Source organism: Leptothrix cholodnii SP-6 (assembly GCF_000019785.1).
In the GTDB taxonomy this organism is placed as follows: Bacteria; Pseudomonadota; Gammaproteobacteria; order Burkholderiales; family Burkholderiaceae_C; genus Sphaerotilus; species Sphaerotilus cholodnii.
The window spans coordinates 3,169,465-3,189,317 of the sequence record NC_010524.1; the positions used below are offsets into that span (position 1 = coordinate 3,169,465).

A 19,853-nucleotide genomic window follows, 5' to 3' on the forward strand; every position below is an offset into this window, starting at 1 on the left:
GACAGCACAAGCGATTATAGTTTTCGTCCATGACACTCAAGGCACCGGGACACCGGCTATCGGCCGCCACCGGCATCGACCGGGGCGACCGACTCTATCAACAAGATCAGGTCGAGATCTTCTCCCACCCACGTGTGTCCGGCTGTCTGCTCGCGGTACTCGCCGACGGCATGGGCGGCAAGAGCGGTGGCCGCAAGGCGGCCGATCAGGTGCTGCTGATCGCCAAGCAGCTGTTCGAACGCTTCGTGCCCGGCAAGGACAACGCCGCCGACCTGCTGCGCAAGCTGGTCGAGGAGTCGCACCTGCTGATCAAGCTGACCGCCATCACCTCCGAGCAGGAGCCGCACAGCACCATCGCCGCCAGCCTGCTGCTGCCGAGCCGCGAATGCCACATCATCCATGCGGGCGATTCGCGGGTCTACGTGTTCAGGGGTGCGCAGATGTTGAGCCGCACCTTCGACCACTCGCTGGTGCAGCGCCTGATCGAGCAGGGCGAGATCCGCGAAGAAGAAGCCAACGACCACCCGCACGGCCACCTGCTGATCGGCTGCCTGGGCGCCGACGAGGATCCGCCGATCACGCTGGCCCGCCACGACCAGCTCGAGGTGGGCGACTCGGTGCTGCTGTGCAGCGACGGCCTGTGGCACTACTTCACCCCGCGCGAACTGGGCACCATCACGCATGCGCTGCGTCCGCGCGACGCCAGCAAGATGCTGATCAGCAAGGCCCGCCAGCGCGCCCGTGGCGGCGGCGACAACCTGTCGCTGGCGCTGGTGCGGGTCGACACGCTGGCCTGACGCCCGACCCGCGCGCTGGCTCACCTGCCGAGCCAGCGCGCGCTCGCATCAGGTCAGCGAGGTGTCGACGTCGCGCCGCTCGAGCGCCAGGAATTCGGCCGACTGCATCTCGGTCAGGCGCGAGACCGTGCGCGGGAACTCGTGCGCCAGCGGGCCTTCGGTGTAGAGCGCTTCCGGCGGCACCGCGGCCGAGACGATCAGCTTGACGCGACGGTCGTACAGCACGTCGACCAGCCAGGTGAAACGGCGTGCCTCGGACGCCAGCTTGGGTGGCATCAACGGCACGTTCGACAGGATCAGCGTGTGGAACTGCGTCGCCAGCTCGAGGTAGTCGTTCTGAGAACGCGGCCCGCCGCACAGCGCCTTGAAATCGAACCACACCACGCCGCCGGCCTTGCGACGAGCCTGGATGCTGCGTTGCTCGATCTGCAGCACCGGCTCCTCGTCACGCGCCTCGGCCAGCTCGTCGAAAGCCGCGCCCAGCGCCGCATCGGCCTGCGGGCCCAACGGCGTGTGGTACAGCTTCACATGCTCGAGCGTGCGGCGGCGGTAGTCGGTGCCGTTGTCGACGTTGATGACCTCCATCTGCGCCTTCAGCAGCGCGATCGCGGGCAGGATGCGGTCGCGGTGCAGGCCGTTCGGATAGAGCCCGTCTGGGTGGAAGTTCGACGTCGTGATGATCGAGACGCGATTGCGGAACAGCGCGTCGAGCAGCCGGTGCAGGATCATCGCGTCGGTCACGTCGGCGACGTGGAACTCGTCGAAGCAGATCAGCCGGAAACGCCGCGCGATGCGCCGGCCGAGCTCGTCGAGCGGGTTCTGCACGCCCTTGAGGTCCTGCAGCTCGCGGTGCACCTCGCGCATGAACTCGTGAAAGTGCAGCCGGGTCTTGCGCGTCAGCGGCACGGCCTGGAAGAACGCATCCATCAGGAAGCTCTTGCCGCGCCCCACCCCGCCGTACATGTAGACGCCGCGCGGGATCGGCGGGCGCACCAGCGCCTTGGTCAGCGCATTGCTGCGCCGCGACTTGTAGGCCGCCCACTCGTCCTGGCAGCGCTGCAATGCGGCGACGGCGCGCAGCTGGGCCGGATCGGCCTGGTAACCCCGCTCGATCAGGGTCTGGTGATAGAGCTCGGTGACGCTGGTCATGCTGCTGACGCTTGATCGGACAGGAAATGGAAAAAGGGGCGACTCGCGCCGCCCCCGTTCGGGATCAGACCGACGGCCTGGCTCAGAAGTTGAGCGTGCGCTTGTCGACGGCCAGCGCGGCTTCCTTGGTCGCCTCCGACAGCGACGGGTGCGCGTGGCAGATGCGCGCGATGTCCTCGGCCGAGGCCTTGAACTCCATCGCCACGACGGCCTCGGAGATCAGTTCGGAAGCGAACGGACCGACGATGTGCACGCCCAGGATCTCGTCGGTCGTGGCATCGGCCAGGAACTTGACGAAGCCCGTGGTGTCACCCAGCGCACGCGCGCGACCGTTGGCGACGAAGGGGAACTGGCCCGCCTTGTACGCCACGCCGTCGGCCTTGAGCTGCTGCTCGGTGCGGCCGACCCAGGCGATCTCGGGCGAGGTGTAGATCACCCACGGGATGGTCGCGAAGTTCACATGGCCGTGCTGGCCGGCGATGCGCTCGGCCACCGCCACGCCTTCTTCCTCGGCCTTGTGCGCGAGCATCGGGCCACGCACCACGTCACCGACCGCCCACACGCCCGGCAGGTTGGTCTTGCAGTCGCCGTCGACCACGATCGCGCCGCGCTCGTCAAGCGCCAGGCCGACCGCTTCGGGGTTCAGGCCGATGGTGTTGGCGACCCGGCCGATCGAGACGATCAGCTTGTCGACCGCCAGCGTCTGCTCGGCGCCCTTGTCATCGGTGTAGGCCACGGTGACGCCGGCACCACTGGTGTCGACGGCCGAGATCTTGACGCCGAACTCGAACTTCAGGCCCTGCTTCTTGAACGCCTTGAGCGCTTCCTTGGCCACGCCTTCGTCGGCGGCGCCGAGGAAGTTGGGCAGCGCTTCGAGAATGGTCACTTCAGCGCCCAGGCGACGCCAGACCGAGCCCATTTCCAGGCCGATCACGCCCGAGCCGATCACGCCCAGCTTGGCCGGCACCGCGCCGATGCGCAGCGCGCCGTCGTTGGACAGCACCTTGTCTTCGTCGAACGCGGCACCCGGCAGCGCACGGGCATTGGAGCCGGTGGCGATGATGATCTGCTTGCCCACCAGCGTCTCGGCGGCGGCGCCGGCGACGTTGATCTCGTAGCCGCCCTCGACCGCCTTGGCGAACGAGCCGCGGCCGTGGAAGAAGCTGATCTTGTTCTTCTTGAAGAGATACAGGATGCCGTCGTTGTTCTGCTTCACGACGGTGTCCTTGCGGCCCACCATCTTGGCGACATCCATCTTCAGGTTGTCGAGCGTGATGCCGTGGTCACCGAAGTGGTGGGCGGCCTGTTCGTAGTGCTCGGACGACTGCAGCAGCGCCTTCGACGGGATGCAGCCGACGTTGGTGCAGGTGCCGCCGGGAGCGGGGCCGCCCTTGTCGTTCTTCCACTCGTCGATGCAGGCGACGTTGAAACCCAGCTGCGCTGCACGGATGGCAGCGATGTAGCCACCGGGGCCGCCGCCGATCACGACGACGTCGAATTGTTTGGACATGTTCTTGACCTATCTCGCCCGATCAGGCGGGTGGTTTGACGAGGGACGACGGCCCGCTCTCGAGGGGCACGAAGATCCACATCAGGATGTAGAGCAGCACGCCGGTGCCGGCAAAGAAGAAGAGCACCGCGAACACCAGGCGCCAGACCCAGGACTCGGCCCCGGTGATGCGTGCCAGCCCGCCGCAGACACCGGCGACCCAGCGGTCGCCGGCCGAGCGGCGAAAGTGATTGACCGCCACCACCGCCGGCGCAGGCATCGGCTGCGCCGTGAGCAACCGGGCCTTCGCGGCCGCGAACTCGTCATCACTGAGCACGCCGCGCTGGCGCAGTTGCTCGAGTTGCATCAGTTCGTCGGCCAGGCTCATGGCGGTCTCCTTGCGGTGGCAGGCCCGCACGCACGGCGCGCGGGCTCAGGTGACGCTCAGATGTCGAACAGCAGGCGCGCCGGGTCTTCCAGGGCGTCCTTCATCGTCACCAGGCCCAGCACGGCTTCGCGGCCGTCGATGATGCGGTGGTCATACGACATGGCGAGGTAGTTGATCGGACGCACGACCACCTGGCCGTTCTCGACCACGGCGCGGTCCTTGGTGGCGTGCACGCCCAGGATGGCCGACTGCGGCGGGTTGATGATCGGGGTCGACAGCATCGAGCCGAAGGTACCGCCGTTGGAGATCGAGAAGGTGCCGCCGGTCAGTTCTTCCATCGACAGCTTGCCGTCCTTGGCCTTCTGGCCGAAGCCGGCGATAGTCTTCTCGATGTCGGCAAAGCTCAGCTGGTCGGCGTTGCGGATGATCGGCACCACCAGGCCACGCGGCGAACCCACCGCGATGCCGATGTCGAAGTAGCCGTGGTAAACGATGTCGTTACCGTCGACCGAGGCGTTGAGCACCGGGTACTTCTTCAGCGCGGCGACCGCGGCCTTGACGAAGAAGCTCATGAAACCGAGCTTGACGCCGTGTTCCTTCTCGAACTTGTCCTGGAACTTCTTGCGCATCTCCATCACCGGCGCCATGTTCACTTCGTTGAACGTGGTCAGGATGGCGTTGGTCGATTGCGACTGCAGCAGGCGCTCGGCGACGCGGGCGCGCAGGCGGCTCATCGGCACGCGCTGTTCCGAGCGGTCACCCAGGTTCTGTGCGACCGGCGCGGCAACGGCGGGCAGCGGCTTGGCAACGGCCGGTGCTGCAGCGACCACGATCGGCGCGGCGGCGGGCTTGGCGCCGGCGGCCAGGGCATCACCCTTGGTCACGCGACCGTCCTTGCCGGAGCCGGCCACGTCGGTGGCCGACAGGCCCTTCTCGGCCAGGATCTTGGCGGCGGCGGGCATAGCCACGTCGCCCTTGTTGGCGGCGGCAGCCGGAGCAGCGGCAGCGGCGGCGGGGGCGGCAGCCGCAGCGGCGGCAGCGACAGCGCCGGCCTTGCCTTCGGTGTCGATCTGCGCGATCAGCTGGTCGCTGACCACCGTGCCGCCGTCACCCACCACGTGGGCGACCAGCACGCCGGCGGCCGGCGCGGGCACTTCGAGCACGACCTTGTCGGTCTCGATCTCGATCAGGATCTCATCGATGGCCACGGCTTCACCGGGCTTCTTCTTCCACGTCAGCATCGTCGCTTCTGCGACCGACTCGGACAACTGGGGGACTTTGACTTCAACGATAGCCATTTGGATTCTCTTGTTCGATAGGAAGGTGCGGCGCGTCGACAGACCGGCCCGGCCGGTCAAACACACGCGGTGGAGACGGCGCGCGGCGCCCGCCTCCACCACCCGTTACATCACTTGGTCAGGACGAAGCCCTTGAGCTTGCCGAATGCCTGGTCGAGCAGAGCCTTCTGCTGTTCCTGGTGCAGGTGGGCGTAACCCACGGCCGGCGAAGCCGATGCGGGGCGACCGGCGTAGCCGAGCTTCTGGCCGTCCTGCATGTTCTCGTGGATGTAGTGCTGCACGAAGAACCAGGCACCCTGGTTCTGCGGCTCGTCCTGGCACCACACGATGTCGTTCGCGTTCGGGTACTTCTTGAGCTCGTTGGCGAAGGCCTTGTGCGGGAAGGGATAGAGCTGCTCGACGCGGATGATCGCCACGTCGTTGCTCTTCTTCTCGTCGCGCTTCTTGACCAGGTCGTAATAGACCTTGCCCGAACAGGCGATCACGCGCTTGACCTTGGCTGCGTCGATGCCGGTATTGAGCTCGCCGATGACGGTGCGGAACTCGCCCTTGGTGAACTCGACCAGCGTCGAGGTGGCGTCCTTGTTACGCAGCAGCGACTTCGGCGTCATGATGACCAGCGGCTTGCGGAACTGGCGCACCATCTGGCGACGCAGCACATGGAAGATCTGGCTGGCCGTGGTCGGCTGCACGATCTGCATGTTGGTGTCGGCGGCCAGCTGCATGAAGCGCTCCAGGCGTGCCGAGCTGTGCTCGGGGCCCTGGCCTTCGTAGCCGTGCGGCAGCATCAGCGTCAGGCCGTTGACGCGGCCCCACTTGACTTCGCCCGAGGCGATGAACTGGTCGATCACGACCTGCGCGCCGTTGGCGAAGTCGCCGAACTGCGCTTCCCAGATCGTCAGCGTGTTGGGTTCGGCGGCGGCGTAGCCGTATTCGAAGCCCAGCACCGCCTCTTCCGACAGGATCGAGTCGATGACGGTGAAACCGGCCTGGTTGTCGCCGACGTGCTGCAGCGGGATGTAGGTGCCTTCGTCCCACTTCTCGCGCTTCTGATCATGGATCACGGCATGGCGGTGCGTGAAGGTGCCACGGCCGCAGTCCTCGCCCGACAGGCGCACCGGATACCCGGCAGCCACCAGCGAGGCAAACGCCATGTGCTCGCCCATGCCCCAGTCGACGTTGATCTCGCCACGGCCCATCGCGGCGCGGTCGTCGAAGACCTTCTTGACCAGCGGGTGCGGGCTGACGCTGGCGGGAATGGTGGTCAGGCGCTCGGCCAGACGCTTCCACTCGGTCAGCGGAATCGCGGTGTCGGCCGCGTCGGTCCACTTCTTGCCCAGGAACGGAACCCAGTCGACCGCGTACTTGCTCTTGAAGTTGCTGATGACCGGATCGACCGTGTGACGGCCTTCGTCCATCGCGGCGCGATAGGCCTTGGACATGTCGTCGCCGATGGTCTCGCCCAGACCCTGGGCGGCCAGCTTGTCGGCGTACAGGCGACGGGTGCCGGGGTGGGCACTGATCTTCTTGTACATCAGCGGCTGGGTCAGCGCCGGCGTGTCCTGCTCGTTGTGGCCGAGCTTGCGGAAGCAGATGACGTCGATGACCACGTCCTTGCGGAAGGCCATGCGGAACTCGAGCGCCAGCTGGGTGGCCAGCACGACGGCTTCCGGATCGTCACCGTTCACGTGCAGCACCGGGGCATCGATCATCTTGACGATGTCGGTGCAGTACAGCGTCGAGCGCAGGTCGCGCGGGTCGCTGGTGGTGAAGCCGATCTGGTTGTTGATGATCAGGTGCACCGTGCCGCCGGTGGAATAACCACGCGTCTCGGACAGCGCCAGGGTTTCCTGGTTGACGCCCTGGCCACCGAAGGCCGAGTCGCCGTGCACCAGCACCGGCAGCACCTGGGCGCCGATGGTATCGCCGCGACGGTCCTGGCGCGCACGCACCGAGCCTTCGACGACCGGGTTGACGATTTCCAGGTGCGAGGGGTTGAAGGCCAGCGACAGGTGGACCGGGCCGCCCGGGGTCGAGATGTCGGAGCTGAAGCCCTGGTGGTACTTGACGTCGCCGGCCGGCAGGTCTTCGGGCGCGGTGTGGTCGAATTCGGCGAACAGGTCCTTGGGCATCTTGCCCAGGGTGTTGACGAGCACGTTCAGGCGGCCGCGGTGGGCCATGCCGATGACGATCTCCTGCACGCCCTTCTCGCCGGCACGCTGCACCAGCTCGTCCATCGCGGCGATGAAGCTTTCGCCACCTTCGAGCGAGAAGCGCTTCTGGCCGACGTACTTGGTGTGGAGGAAGCGCTCCAGGCCTTCGGCCGCGGTCAGGCGGTCGAGGATGTGCTTCTTCTGCTCGACATTGAAGGTCGGCTTGGCACGGATGCTCTCGAGCCGCTCTTGCCACCAGCGCTTCTGCGTCTGGTCGGTGATGTGCATGAACTCGGCGCCGAGCGTGCTGCAGTAGGTCTCGCGCAGAGCCTGCAGGATCTGGCGCAGCGACATGTCCGCCTTGCCGAAATAGGTGTTCGTCGCGCTGAACGTGATGTCCATGTCGGACTCGGTCAGGTCGTAGAACGCCGGCTCGAGTTCGGGGATCTTCGGACGCTCCTGGCGCTTGAGCGGGTCGAGATCGGCCCAGCGGGCACCGACGTTGCGGTAGGCCGCGATCAGCGACTGGACGTGAACCTGCTTGCGCGCGACGGCGAGATCGGTCGAGCTGGCCTTGACGGCGAAGGCATTCGACTTGGCGCGCTGGGCGAACGATTCGATGACGGGGGCGTGAGCCACGTCACGGCTGTCGGTGCCGTCGGTGGCGGGAACGTGCTGGAGTGCGTCGAAGTAGGCGCGCCAGTTGTCCGGAACGGAGCCTGGGTTGTCGAGGTAAGCCTCGTACATCTCTTCCACGTAAGGGGCGTTGCCCCCGAACAGGTACGAGTTCGTCCTGTATTGCTGCATCATCTTGCGCTCACCTTTTGCCCTGGTATCCAGGACCTCGATGGGTTGAAAAACCTTCCGCGACACGGCTTGACCGGTTGGCGGATTGCGACCCGCCTTGACTGTTGCCAGATAAGGGGACGGGAAGGACCTTGTTCGTCAGGCGGGTGACTGTATCACCAGGGACCCGACGCGAAACTTGCAGCGACGCCTGAAAAGTGACGGGGTATATCCCGATGACACCGGCACACGGAGATGACTATCGCGAAGCAGGCGCACCGATGCTCAGCGGCGGGCAAACGGAGCCGCCAAGGGCTCGCCCACGAAAACGCCCTGCTGCGGCCAGCGCACGCTCTTCCAGTACGCCTCGATCAGCGTGCTGCCCTGCATGTAGTGCAGCAACACGAGTTGCGGGTCGGGGAATTTCTGCGGGTGGTTGCAGGGCTCGCTGACCGTGCCGTAACTGGCGGTCGCGCCCGAGTCGATCCACGCCAGGGCGGTGGTCTGACCGGACAGCTGATCGAGTTGGCCGGCATACGACGTCAGGTGATCCCCCAATGCGCCGGGCACCCAGCCCAGCGTGTCGAGGCCATCGAGCACCGCCAGACCGGTCTGGACCATCAGAAGCCGATCCTGTCCGCGGGGCAGATCGCCTTGTGCAAGCTTGATCGCCACCCCGGCGCGCGGCACCAGGCCCGGCGGCGGAAACATCGGCGCTCGCACATTGCGCGCGGCATCGGTGGTGGCCATGAAATAGGCGTCCACCGGAATCGCACCCCGCAAGCCGAGGCTCGCGTCAGCCGCGATGCCGCGATCGATCAACTGGCGGGCCGAGGCGGCGCTGCCGGCGGCCACCAGCATCGACGGACGGAATCCGTGATCACGAAACGGTTGCCCGCTGGCCGAGTTGAAATACGGCGACAGCGAGGTCTTGCCGCATGTGCTGCGGCACAGTTCGTCGTCGATCCCCAGCGCCAGCGCTGCGGTGATCGACATGCAGGAGACGGCGTAGGGCTGCACCCAGGTCAGCGCCAGCGCCTGCACCTGCGACCCGAAATGCGCATCGACATGCCGCTTCAGGACATCGAATTCAGGAACGGAAAGGCGGGCTTGCGTGGACAGTTCCAACCGCAGCACGTGAGCTGCGGGTATCTGCCGCTGGCGCACGTAGTACTCGCCCACCTCGACCGAATACGGATCGGCGGTATTGATCACCACCCCCAGTTCGGCCGGCATGACGCGCCCGATCACCCGGGGCGCCTGCGCGAACGTCCGCCGCACCGGCGCCGAAGCCGGCATCGATGCCGTCCGTGCTGCGGTGACGGGCAGCACGCCAGGCGCACTCGCTGACACCGCATGCTCCGACGCAGCGCTGGCGACACCGGCGGCAGCGCTGGCAGCAACGCGATCGCGCGCCGCTGCGGCAACGCCTTGTGCCTGTGCAGACACGCTGATGAGCATGGCAACCAGCATCGCAGCGGCCGGCATCGCGTTTGCACTCAGACGACACAAGGCCGCACGTTTGAACAGGCCCGAGGCCAAGGATGCTGACATCAACCTTTTCGCCATGCAAAAATAGCTTTTACGATTCAAGAGCACAGCCATGATCAAGAAAGACGGTCACACCCCGACGATCCAGGTACTGGAGCGGGTGTTCCATCTGCTGGACGTGCTGGCCACGCACCAGGATCCGGTATCGCTCAAGCAGATCAGCGAGCATACCGGGCTGCATCCGTCAACAGCCCATCGCATCCTCAACGACCTGGTGGCGGGGCGCTTTGTCGACCGCCCCGAGGCGGGCAGCTACCGGCTGGGCATGCGCTTGCTGGAACTCGGCAACCTCGTCAAGGCCAGGCTCGACGTGCGCGACGCGGCACTGGGGCCGATGCGAGAACTCCACAAGCTCACGCATCAGCCCGTCAACCTGTCCGTGCGGCAAGGCGACGAGATCGTCTACATCGAACGCACCTATTCCGAGCGCTCCGGCATGCAGGTGGTGCGCGCCGTCGGTGGCCGGGCGCCACTGCATCTGACATCGGTCGGCAAGCTCTTCCTGGCCCACGACGACCCGCAACGGGTTCGTGCCTACGCCACGCGCACCGGCCTGGCCGGCCACACGCGCAACAGCATCACCGATCTGCCGCAACTCGAGCGTGATCTCGCCAAGGTCAGGCAGACCACGCTGGCACGGGACAACGAAGAACTGGAACTGGGCGTGCGCTGCATGGCAGCAGGCATCTTCGACGATCAGGGCCGGCTGATCGCGGGGTTGTCGATTTCGGCACCGACCGACCGCCTTGAAGAAGGCTGGAGCGAACGACTCCGGGAAACGGCCAGCCAGATCTCGAAGGCCCTGGGCTATCTGCCGGCCTGACGAGGCAGGCCGATCACCTCAATGCGCGGTGCGCACACGGGGGCTGGCAGTCGGGTGTGCAGCGGTGGCGATCCCGGTGTCGCTCTCGAGCCAGCGGCGCACCCGCTCGGCATCGCCAAGACGCGAGTACTTGCCGGTTGAATCCAGGAACACCATGATCAGCTGGCGACCGGCAAACTTCGCCTGCATGACCAGGCAACGACCGGCTTCGACGATGTAGCCGGTTTTCTGCAGCCCGATGTCCCAGGTCGGATTGCGGATCAGGCCATTGGTGTTGCGGAACTGCATCGTGCGCCGCCCGACTTCGACCTCGGCCTCGGGCGTGGTCGAGAAATCACGAAGCAGCGGGTAGGCGTAGGCAGCCTTGACGAGACGTGCCAGATCAGGCGCGCTGGCCTGGTTGCGACTCGACAGGCCGGTCGGCTCGACGTAGTGCGTATCGGCCATGCCCAGCGAAGCGGCCTTGAAGTTCATCGCGTCGACAAACGCATTGAGGCCACCCGGAAAATGCCGTCCGAGCGCGTGGGCGGCACGGTTCTCGGATGACATCAATGCCAGGTGCAGCATGTCTTCACGGGTCAGACGGGTCCCCACGGCCAAGCGCGATCGACTGAATTTTTCAGTGTCGACGTCGGCCTCGCTGACTTCGAGGATCTCGTCCAGCGGCTGACCGGCCTCGACGACCACCAGGGCCGTCATCAACTTGGTCAGCGATGCGATGGGCAGGACGGCCTGCGGGTTCTTGCTGAACAGGACTTCGGAGGTTTCCTGATCGATCACGAACGCGACGCTGGATTTCAGGTCGAGCGCATCCTCGGTCAGGTGCAAGCCGAAACCCTGTCCGAAAGACGCCCTGACCGGGGCGTCCACGATGGCACGTGCACGCACGACACTGCGCCGCGGAATGACCTTCGCCGACTTGGACGCCTTGGCGATCTTGACGATCTTGGCGGCCTTGACGCGTTTCTTCCCCACGCGCTCCGCAGCCATCACCGGAGCAACCGAGGTTGCAGAGAAGACCAGCGCCAGAACGGCGGCAAGCCACCTCAGCATCGACCAAGGTTGTTGACGGAAAGGTGTGCGTACGGACATTTCAGCTGCAAAACGATACAAACTGAAATCAGTCTAGGCGAATTGACAATCATGCGCAACGCCTTGATTTATCGAAGATTTTCAGTTTTGGACCGCTTATTCGGGCTTGCACATCCGGGGCTTGCGGCCATCAACCCTGCGCAGCCACGCGTTCGGCCTTGCTGTGCAGCTTGTTCAACGCGGCCAGGTACGCCTTCGCCGAGGCCACCACGATGTCGGGATCGGCCCCCACGCCGTTGACGATGCGCCCGCCCAGTTGGAGGCGAACCGTCACCTCACCCTGCGACTCGGTGCTGCCGGATGTGATGGCGTTCACCGAATACAACAGCAGTTCGGCCCCCGTGCCCACTTTCGACTCGATCGCCTTGATGCTGGCATCGACCGGGCCGTTGCCATCGGACCGGGCGTGGTGTTCCACGTCACCCGCGGCAAACGCGACCTCGGCATGCGGGCGCTCACCCATTTCGGAATGCTGCGACAAGGCCAGCAGCCGGTAGTGCTCGGCCTGGTTGTCGCTCTGCTCGTCGCTGACGAGGGCCAGGATGTCCTCGTCGAAGATCTCGCTCTTGCGATCGGCCAGGTCCTTGAACTTCATGAACGCGGCATTGACCTCGGCCTCGGATTCGAGGGCGATGCCCAGATCCTGCAGTCGCTGCTTGAAGGCGTTGCGGCCCGACAGCTTGCCCAGCACGATCTTGTTGGCCGACCAGCCGACGTCTTCGGCACGCATGATCTCGTAGGTGTCGCGCGCCTTGAGCACGCCGTCCTGATGGATGCCCGATGCGTGGGCGAAAGCGTTCGCCCCCACCACCGCCTTGTTGGGCTGGACGACGAAACCGGTGGTCTGCGCCACCATGCGCGAGGCCGGCACGATCTGGCTGGTGTCCACCCGCAGGTCGAGGCCGAAGTAGTCGCGCCGGGTCTTCACCGCCATCACGACCTCCTCGAGCGAGCAGTTGCCGGCGCGCTCGCCAAGGCCGTTGATGGTGCACTCGACCTGACGCGCCCCGCCGATCTTGACACCCGCCAGCGAGTTGGCCACGGCCATGCCGAGGTCGTTGTGGCAGTGCACCGACCAGATCGCCTTGTCGGAGTTGGGCACGCGCTCGCGCAGATTGCGGATGAAGTTGCCGTAGAGCTCGGGGATCGCGTAGCCCACCGTGTCGGGGATGTTGAGCGTGGTCGCGCCTTCGTCGATCACCGCCTCAAGCACGCGACACAGGAAATCCGGATCGGAGCGATACCCGTCCTCGGGCGAGAACTCGATGTCGCCGCACAGGTTGCGGGCAAAGCGCACCGACAGCCTGGCCTGCTCGAGCACCTCGTCGGGCGACATGCGCAGCTTCTTCTCCATGTGCAGCGCACTGGTGGCGATGAAGGTGTGGATGCGCGCCCGGTTGGCACCGCGCAGCGCCTCGGCGGCGCGCGAGATGTCGCGGTCGTTGGCACGTGCCAGCGAGCAGATGGTCGAGTCCTTGATGACATCGGCGATCGCCTTGACGGCCTCGAAATCGCCGTTCGACGAAGCAGCAAAACCGGCCTCGATGACGTCGACCTTGAGCCGCTCGAGCTGGCGTGCGATGCGCAGCTTCTCGTCACGGGTCATCGACGCACCGGGCGACTGCTCGCCGTCGCGCAAGGTGGTGTCAAAAATGATGAGTTGATCGCTCATGACCTGTCTCCTCAGACGGTGGCGTCTTGTTGATTCACGGTGGATGGGCTGCAGGCTGCGCGGTGCCAGCCTGAAAGCACGGCCTTGATCGAGGCGGTGGCGATGTTGGCATCGATGCCGACACCGAACAGCGATGCACCGCCGCCGACTCGCAATTCCAGGTAGGCCGCCGCACGCGCCTGGGCGCCGGCACCGATCGAATGCTCATGGTAGTCGAGCACCTGGATCGCATCCCCGGTGGCCTTCGACAAGGCATCGACGAAGGCGTCGACCGGCCCGTTGCCGATGCCGTCGAGCAACAGCGGCGCCGGACCGCCGGCCCATGCACCGTCCAGGCTCGCCTGCAACTCGACCTGACCGTGACCGCGGTCCGTGATGCAGGGTGGCTGTGCGATCGCATCATCGACACGCCCGAGGCCGTACTCGCGCCCGAAGATGGCCCAGATGTCGGAGGCGTTCAACTCCTTGCCGGAGTCGTCCATCACCGCCTGGACCACCTGGCTGAATTCGATCTGCAGGCGACGTGGCAACTCGAGGCCGTACTCGGTCTCCAGCAGATAGCTGATGCCGCCCTTGCCCGACTGGCTGTTGACGCGGATGACCGCCTCGTAGCTGCGGCCGAGGTCCTTGGGGTCGATCGGCAGGTAGGGGATCTCCCAGGCATCGCCCTCACGCCGGGCGGCAAAGGCCTTCTTGATCGCATCCTGGTGCGAACCCGAGAACGAGGTGTAGACCAGATCGCCCACATACGGATGACGCGGATGCACCGGCAGCTGGTTGCAGTACTCCACCGTGCGGCGCAACTCGTCGATGTCCGAGAAATCCAGCCCCGGCGCCACGCCCTGGGTGTAGAGGTTGAGCGCCACGTTGACGAGGTCGAGGTTGCCGGTGCGCTCGCCGTTGCCGAACAGGCAGCCCTCGACCCGATCGGCCCCTGCCATGATCGCCAGCTCGGCCGCGGCAGTGCCGGTGCCGCGGTCGTTGTGCGGATGCACGCACAGCACGACACCATCGCGGCGCGCGATGTGACGATGCATCCACTCGACCATGTCGGCAAAGACGTTGGCGGTGCAGTGCTCGACCGTCGACGGCAGGTTGATGATGCAGCGCTGCTCGGGCCGTGCGTTCCAGACCGCGGTCACCGCGTCGACCACCTGCAGCGACACCTCGAGTTCGGTGTCGGAGAACATCTCCGGCGAGTACTGGAATGTCCAGCGCGTGCCCGACTGACGCGCGGCGTGTTCGGCCAGCAGCCGGGCGTGGCTGGTGGCCAGATCGATGATGCCGGCGACATCGAGCCCGAGCACCACGCGCCGCATCACCGGTGCGGTGGCGTTGTACAGGTGCACGATCACCTGCCGGGCGCCCTGCACCGACTCGAAGGTGCGTTCGATCAGATGCGCGCGGGCCGGCGTCAGCACCTGGATCGTGACGTCGTCGGGAATCAGCCGCTCCTCGATGAGCGTGCGCACGAAATCGAAGTCGGCCTGCGATGCCGACGGGAATCCGACCTCGATCTCCTTGAAGCCCACCCGCACCAGCGTCTCGAACAGCCGCAGCTTGCGCTGCACGTCCATCGGCTCGATCAGCGCCTGATTGCCGTCGCGCAGATCGGTGCTCAGCCAGATCGGCGCGCGGTCGATCACCGCATCGGGCCAGCGGCGGTCCGGCAGTCGCACCGTTGCAGCGGCACGGTACTTGACGGCTGGGTTCTCGAGCATGCTCATGAAAAGACTCCTGTGTGGCGCAGCGCCTGGGCTTGAAGGGACAGACAACGCAGGGTGTCGACAGACAAAAGAAAACGGCCCGCTGCGTTGCGCAAAGCGGGCCGTTGACTTGAAAAAGGATGAACGAAGTCGATCAGCGCGCCCTGTGCACGGTCGCTAGTAGCAGCGCAGGAAGCGCAGGGCGTTGGGCGGTCGAATTCATCACGACTTCAATGTATCACAGGCACTCACAGGCACAGCGGGCCTCAGCGATGCAGGCCCTCTTCATCGGGCTCGTCGGTCGAGGTGGCAATCACGCTGACCGGCTTGCCGCGCGACTTCTTGATGCCGTAGATCACGTATCCCGACAGGCCGTAGGCGCAGAACAGCGCGAACAGGACCCGTGGCGGATCGAGGCTGACCACCGCGATGCCCAGCGCGATCGCCACCAGCACGATGAAGGGCACGCTGCGTCGACCACCGAAGACCTTGAAGCTGTAGAAAGGCGCGTTGGTCACCATCGACAGCCCGGCGAACAAGGTCACGGCAAACGCCGACCAAGCCGCCCAGTCGACGCGGCCCACACCCTTGATGCCGGCGTCGTCGACGACCCAGATCAGCCCCATCACCAAGGCCGCAGCAGCCGGACTGGGCAAGCCCTGGAAATAGCGCTTGTCGACCACGCCGATGTTGACGTTGAAGCGCGCCAGGCGCAGAGCGGCTCCGGCGATGTAGACGAAGGCAGGAATCCAGCCGAGCTTGCCCATGTCCTTGAGCGCCCACTGGTAGACGATCAGCGCCGGCGCGGCACCAAAGCTGACCATGTCGGCCAAGCTGTCCATCTGCTCGCCGAAGGCGCTCTGGGTGTTGGTCATGCGCGCGACACGGCCGTCGAGGCTGTCGAGCACCGCCGCGGCGAAGATCGCGATGCAGGCGGTCTCGAAGCGGCCGTTCATCGCCATCACGATGGCGTAGAAGCTCGCGAACAGCGCCGACAGCGTGATCGCATTGGGCAGCGCGTAGATGCCTTTGGGTCGGGGCCGTGGCCCGACCGGCTCCAGATCGTCGTCGGCGTCGGGAGCGTTGTTCGGACTCTGGGGCAGGTTCATGGCTGGGGAAACGACCGCTGGCGGCGGCCATCGAATGGCAGGACAAACAGAGGCCGATGAGGATACATCAGCATGCACCAACAAAAAGGCCACCCGAAGGTGGCCCGATCAGCGCGCAAGCGGACTCAGTTGCGGCTCTTGTCGACCAGCTTGTTGGCCTTGATCCAGGGCATCATCGCGCGCAGCTTTTCGCCGACGACTTCGATCTGATGCTCTTCCGTCAGGCGACGGCGCGAGATCAGGGTCGGGGCACCGGCCTTGTTCTCGAGGATGAAGGACTTGGCGTACTCGCCGGTCTGGATGTCCTTCAGGCACTGGCGCATCGCGTCCTTGGTGGCTGCGGTCACGACGCGCGGGCCGGTCACGTACTCGCCGTATTCGGCGTTGTTGCTGATCGAGTAGTTCATGTTGGCGATGCCGCCTTCATAGATCAGGTCGACGATCAGCTTGAGTTCGTGCAGGCACTCGAAGTACGCCATCTCGGGCGCGTAGCCGGCTTCGACCAGCGTCTCGAAACCGGCCTTGATCAGCTCGACGGTACCGCCGCACAGCACGGCCTGTTCGCCGAACAGGTCGGTCTCGGTCTCTTCGCGGAAGTTGGTCTCGATGATGCCGGCCTTGCCGCCGCCGTTGGCGGCCGCGTAGCTCAGGGCCAGATCACGTGCCTTGCCGGTCTTGTCGGCATGCACGGCGATCAGGTGCGGCACGCCGCCACCCTGGGTGTAGGTGTTGCGCACGGTGTGGCCGGGGGCCTTGGGGGCGACCATCCAGACGTCGACGTCAGCGCGCGGCACGACCTGGCCGTAGTGCACGTTGAAGCCGTGGGCGAAGGCCAGCGATGCGCCCTCCTTCATGTTGGGAGCGACTTCGGCGTTGTAGACCGCGGCGATCTGCTCGTCGGGCAACAGCATCATCACGACGTCGGCGCTCTTGACCGCATCGGCGACCTCGGCGACCTTCAGGCCGGCCTTCTCGACCTTGGCCCACGAAGCACCACCGCGGCGCAGGCCGACGGTGACCTTGACGCCGGAATCGTTCAGATTCTGGGCGTGGGCGTGGCCTTGCGAGCCGTAGCCGATGATGGTGACGTTCTTGCCCTTGATCAGGCTCAGATCGGCGTCTTTGTCGTAAAAAACCTTCATGATCATCTCTCTCAAAATATGGGGCGACGGCTGAGTACAAGGGCTGGCGGGCCAGGGGCTCCACCGAAAAACCTGTCGCCGGGCCGCCCCAAAGACAGGTTTTGCGCCCCCTCGGGGGGCCAGTGCGCGGACCGCCGAGCAGCCGCACACCGTGGGGGTTCAGGAATCAGACACGCAAGATGCGCTCACCGCGGCCGATGCCGCTGGTGCCGGTGCGCACGGTTTCCAGGATCGCGGTGCTGTCGACGGCCTGGATGAAGGCGTCGAGCTTGTCGGCGTCACCGGTCAGCTCGATGGTGTAGGTCTTGTCGGTCACGTCGATGATGCGGCCACGGAAGATGTCGGCCATGCGCGTCATCTCCTCGCGCTCCTTGCCGACCGCGCGCACCTTGATCAGCATCAGTTCGCGGGCGGTGAAGTTGCCTTCGGTCAGGTCGACCACCTTGACCACCTCGATCAGGCGGTTCAGGTGCTTGGTGATCTGCTCGATCACCTCGTCGGAGCCGTTGGTGACGATGGTCATGCGTGACAGCGAGGCATCTTCGGTGGGGGCCACCGTCAGGCTCTCGATGTTGTAGCCACGTGCAGAAAACAGCGCGACCACGCGGGACAGGGCGCCCGGCTCGTTTTCGAGCAACAGGGCAATGATGTGTTTCATCTCGGGTCTCCGGACCCCCAGCGCCGGCCGGCGGCGGTAACCGCCGGCCTGGCTGAAGATCGGTCAACGAATCAGGAAATCAGACTGCCGCAAAAAGCCGGCTCGACACCCGTCGGGCAGCTGTTGGCCGCCACGCAATGAGGAGCCCGACCGATCACAGCTCCTCGGAACCCAGCAGCATCTCGGTGATGCCCTTGCCCGCCTTGACCATCGGCCAGACGTTTTCGGTCGGGTCGGTGCGCACGTCGAGAAAGACCGTGCGGTCCTTCAGGCGGATCAGCTCCTTGAGCGCCGGCTCCACCTCGGACGGCCGCTCGATCTTCAGGCCGATGTGGCCATAGGCCTCGGCCAGCTTGACGAAGTCGGGCAGTGCATCCATGTAGCTGTGCGAGTAGCGGCTGCTGTATTCGAGCTGCTGCCACTGCCGCACCATGCCGAGGTAGCGGTTGTTCAGGGCGATGACCTTGACCGGCGTGCTGTACTGCTGGCAGGTCGAGAGCTCCTGGATGTTCATCTGGATCGAGCCTTCGCCGGTGATGCAGAACACGTCCGCATCGGGCTTGGCCAGCTTGATGCCCATCGCGTACGGCAGGCCCACGCCCATCGTGCCCAGGCCGCCGGAGTTGATCCAGCGGCGCGGCTCGTCGAACTTGAAGTACTGCGCCGCCCACATCTGGTGCTGGCCGACGTCCGAGGTGATGTAGCTGTCGGAGCCGCGCGTCAGGTTCCAGAGCGTCTCGACCACGAACTGCGGCTTGATGACCTCGTCGGAGCCCTTGTAGCTCAGGCAGTCCTGCTTGCGCCAGTCGTTGATCTGCGACCACCAGGCGTTCAGCGCAGCCGGTTCGGCGCGCTGCTGCGACTCGCGGATCTGTGCGATCAGTTCCTGCAGCACGTCCTTGACGTCGCCGACGATCGGGATGTCGACCTTGACGCGCTTGGAGATCGACGACGGGTCGATGTCGACGTGGATGATCTTGCGCTCGACGCTGGCAAAGTGCTTCGGGTTGCCGATCACGCGGTCATCGAAACGCGCGCCCACGGCCAGCAGGACGTCGCAGTTCTGCATCGTCATGTTGGCTTCGTAGGTGCCGTGCATGCCCAGCATGCCCAGGAAGCGCGGGTCGGTGGCCGGCATCGCGCCCAGGCCCATCAGCGTGTTGGTGACCGGGTAACCCAGCAGGTCGGCCAGTTCGCGCAGCTCGGCCGAGGCATTGCCCAGGATCACGCCGCCACCGGTGTAGATGTACGGACGCTTGGCGCCGAGCAGCAGCTGCACGGCCTTGCGGATCTGGCCGCCGTGGCCCTTGCGCACCGGGTTGTAGGAGCGCATTTCCACCGTCTCGGGATAGTGGAAGGCGGTCTTGTTGAGCGAGACATCCTTCGGGATGTCGATCACCACCGGGCCCGGACGGCCGGTGCGGGCGATGTGGAAGGCCTTCTTGATCGTCAGCGCCAGGTCGCGCACGTCCTTGACCAGGAAGTTGTGCTTGACGATCGGGCGCGTGATGCCGACGGTGTCGCACTCCTGGAAGGCATCCAGTCCGATCGCCGGCGTGGGCACCTGGCCGGTGATGATCACCATCGGGATCGAGTCCATGTAGGCGGTGGCGATGCCGGTCACGGCATTGGTCACGCCCGGGCCCGACGTCACCAGCGCGACGCCGACGTCGCCGGTGGCGCGCGCATAGCCGTCGGCCGCGTGCACGGCGGCCTGCTCATGGCGCACCAGCACGTGCTGGATGGTGTCTTGCTTGTAGAGTGCGTCGTAGATGTAGAGCACCGACCCGCCAGGGTAGCCCCACATGTATTGCACGCCCTCGGCCTGCAGGCAGCGCACGAGGATTTCCGAACCGTTGAGTTCGGCGGAAGAAGAATCGCGGGAGGCTTGTGCCGATGCGGCACGCTTGTGTTCCGCGGCAGACATGTCCATGGTGTGAACCTTTCGGGTTTTCTCTGACGAAAATCGAACGGTGCTCCTCCTCGCGCCCCCAACGTCAACGGGGACTCGCCCTTGTGGGGCGGAATCAGAGCCTGCGC

General features: G+C 65.5%; 15 protein-coding genes. 2 read left to right on the forward strand and 13 right to left on the reverse strand.

The genetic code is table 11. The features are described from left to right. Window positions 1-29 precede the first annotated feature (29 nt). Complete coding sequence (locus LCHO_RS14410; RefSeq protein WP_012347898.1) at window positions 30-797, forward strand: PP2C family protein-serine/threonine phosphatase; 768 nt, start codon at window positions 30-32, stop codon at window positions 795-797. A 48-nt stretch (window positions 798-845) separates the two neighbouring features. Here the strand turns inward: LCHO_RS14410 and zapE are convergent, their stop codons facing one another. The 6 genes from zapE to LCHO_RS14440 form a co-directional block, all read right to left on the reverse strand. Beyond that, a complete protein-coding gene (gene zapE / locus LCHO_RS14415; protein ID WP_012347899.1) occupies window positions 846-1,946 on the reverse strand; it encodes a cell division protein ZapE in 1,101 nt (366 codons plus the stop codon). An 82-nt stretch (window positions 1,947-2,028) separates the two neighbouring features. Then, the gene (gene lpdA, locus LCHO_RS14420) at window positions 2,029-3,456 is read right to left on the reverse strand and encodes a dihydrolipoyl dehydrogenase (RefSeq protein WP_012347900.1); all 1,428 of its coding nucleotides are present in this window, start codon (window positions 3,454-3,456) and stop codon (window positions 2,029-2,031) included. 22 nt (window positions 3,457-3,478) lie between these two features. Then, the gene (locus tag LCHO_RS14425) at window positions 3,479-3,823 is read right to left on the reverse strand and encodes a PspC domain-containing protein (protein ID WP_012347901.1); all 345 of its coding nucleotides are present in this window, start codon (window positions 3,821-3,823) and stop codon (window positions 3,479-3,481) included. A gap of 56 nt (window positions 3,824-3,879) precedes the next feature. After that, window positions 3,880-5,121, reverse strand: a complete 1,242-nt coding sequence (odhB, locus tag LCHO_RS14430; protein ID WP_012347902.1) for a 2-oxoglutarate dehydrogenase complex dihydrolipoyllysine-residue succinyltransferase — start codon at window positions 5,119-5,121, stop codon at window positions 3,880-3,882. 110 nt (window positions 5,122-5,231) lie between these two features. Next, window positions 5,232-8,084: a 2-oxoglutarate dehydrogenase E1 component gene (locus LCHO_RS14435; RefSeq protein WP_012347903.1), complete on the reverse strand. Its 2,853-nt coding sequence runs from the start codon at window positions 8,082-8,084 to the stop codon at window positions 5,232-5,234. 261 nt (window positions 8,085-8,345) lie between these two features. Then, window positions 8,346-9,665 (reverse strand): TIGR03790 family protein, encoded by a 1,320-nt coding sequence (locus tag LCHO_RS14440; RefSeq protein ID WP_223210446.1) that lies wholly within the window; start codon window positions 9,663-9,665, stop codon window positions 8,346-8,348. Here LCHO_RS14440 and LCHO_RS14445 point away from each other — a divergent pair. Beyond that, window positions 9,664-10,434 (forward strand): IclR family transcriptional regulator, encoded by a 771-nt coding sequence (locus LCHO_RS14445; protein ID WP_012347905.1) that lies wholly within the window; start codon window positions 9,664-9,666, stop codon window positions 10,432-10,434. The two genes, LCHO_RS14440 and LCHO_RS14445, sit on opposite strands and share 2 nt — an antisense overlap. An 18-nt stretch (window positions 10,435-10,452) precedes the next feature. On the opposite strand, the gene pbpG is transcribed toward LCHO_RS14445, so the two are convergent. From pbpG to LCHO_RS14480, 7 genes are all read right to left on the reverse strand, one after another. Next, window positions 10,453-11,526 carry a D-alanyl-D-alanine endopeptidase gene (gene pbpG, locus LCHO_RS14450; protein ID WP_190274807.1) on the reverse strand — a complete coding sequence of 358 codons (1,074 nt, stop codon included), beginning with the start codon at window positions 11,524-11,526 and terminating at the stop codon, window positions 10,453-10,455. A gap of 130 nt (window positions 11,527-11,656) precedes the next feature. Continuing rightward, window positions 11,657-13,198 (reverse strand): 2-isopropylmalate synthase, encoded by a 1,542-nt coding sequence (locus LCHO_RS14455; protein ID WP_012347907.1) that lies wholly within the window; start codon window positions 13,196-13,198, stop codon window positions 11,657-11,659. Between the two features lie 11 nt (window positions 13,199-13,209). Further along, entirely contained in the window at window positions 13,210-14,919 is a 1,710-nt protein-coding gene (gene leuA, locus LCHO_RS14460) for a 2-isopropylmalate synthase (protein WP_050757507.1), read from the reverse strand. Window positions 14,920-15,170: 251 nt separating this feature from the next. Next, window positions 15,171-16,013 (reverse strand): CDP-diacylglycerol--serine O-phosphatidyltransferase, encoded by an 843-nt coding sequence (gene pssA / locus LCHO_RS14465; protein WP_012347909.1) that lies wholly within the window; start codon window positions 16,011-16,013, stop codon window positions 15,171-15,173. A 125-nt stretch (window positions 16,014-16,138) separates the two neighbouring features. Beyond that, window positions 16,139-17,155 (reverse strand): ketol-acid reductoisomerase, encoded by a 1,017-nt coding sequence (gene ilvC, locus LCHO_RS14470; protein WP_012347910.1) that lies wholly within the window; start codon window positions 17,153-17,155, stop codon window positions 16,139-16,141. 166 nt (window positions 17,156-17,321) lie between these two features. Continuing rightward, window positions 17,322-17,813: an acetolactate synthase small subunit gene (gene ilvN / locus LCHO_RS14475; RefSeq protein ID WP_012347911.1), complete on the reverse strand. Its 492-nt coding sequence runs from the start codon at window positions 17,811-17,813 to the stop codon at window positions 17,322-17,324. Window positions 17,814-17,967: 154 nt separating this feature from the next. Next, window positions 17,968-19,746 carry an acetolactate synthase 3 catalytic subunit gene (locus tag LCHO_RS14480; protein ID WP_012347912.1) on the reverse strand — a complete coding sequence of 593 codons (1,779 nt, stop codon included), beginning with the start codon at window positions 19,744-19,746 and terminating at the stop codon, window positions 17,968-17,970. Window positions 19,747-19,853: the final 107 nt, after the last annotated feature.

Excerpts from the sequence above, each read along its gene's own strand:
- LCHO_RS14410 (WP_012347898.1), top strand. The coding sequence starts at position 30 with ATGACACTCAAGGCACCGGGACACCGGCTATCGGCCGCCACCGGCATC.
- zapE (WP_012347899.1), bottom strand. The coding sequence starts at position 1,946 with ATGACCAGCGTCACCGAGCTCTATCACCAGACCCTGATCGAGCGGGGT.
- lpdA (WP_012347900.1), bottom strand. The coding sequence starts at position 3,456 with ATGTCCAAACAATTCGACGTCGTCGTGATCGGCGGCGGCCCCGGTGGC.
- LCHO_RS14425 (WP_012347901.1), bottom strand. The coding sequence starts at position 3,823 with ATGAGCCTGGCCGACGAACTGATGCAACTCGAGCAACTGCGCCAGCGC.
- odhB (WP_012347902.1), bottom strand. The coding sequence starts at position 5,121 with ATGGCTATCGTTGAAGTCAAAGTCCCCCAGTTGTCCGAGTCGGTCGCA.
- LCHO_RS14435 (WP_012347903.1), bottom strand. The coding sequence starts at position 8,084 with ATGATGCAGCAATACAGGACGAACTCGTACCTGTTCGGGGGCAACGCC.
- LCHO_RS14445 (WP_012347905.1), top strand. The coding sequence starts at position 9,664 with ATGATCAAGAAAGACGGTCACACCCCGACGATCCAGGTACTGGAGCGG.
- LCHO_RS14440 (WP_223210446.1), bottom strand. The coding sequence starts at position 9,665 with ATGGCTGTGCTCTTGAATCGTAAAAGCTATTTTTGCATGGCGAAAAGG.
- pbpG (WP_190274807.1), bottom strand. The coding sequence starts at position 11,526 with ATGTCCGTACGCACACCTTTCCGTCAACAACCTTGGTCGATGCTGAGG.
- LCHO_RS14455 (WP_012347907.1), bottom strand. The coding sequence starts at position 13,198 with ATGAGCGATCAACTCATCATTTTTGACACCACCTTGCGCGACGGCGAG.
- leuA (WP_050757507.1), bottom strand. The coding sequence starts at position 14,919 with ATGCTCGAGAACCCAGCCGTCAAGTACCGTGCCGCTGCAACGGTGCGA.
- pssA (WP_012347909.1), bottom strand. The coding sequence starts at position 16,013 with ATGAACCTGCCCCAGAGTCCGAACAACGCTCCCGACGCCGACGACGAT.
- ilvC (WP_012347910.1), bottom strand. The coding sequence starts at position 17,155 with ATGAAGGTTTTTTACGACAAAGACGCCGATCTGAGCCTGATCAAGGGC.
- ilvN (WP_012347911.1), bottom strand. The coding sequence starts at position 17,813 with ATGAAACACATCATTGCCCTGTTGCTCGAAAACGAGCCGGGCGCCCTG.
- LCHO_RS14480 (WP_012347912.1), bottom strand. The coding sequence starts at position 19,746 with ATGGACATGTCTGCCGCGGAACACAAGCGTGCCGCATCGGCACAAGCC.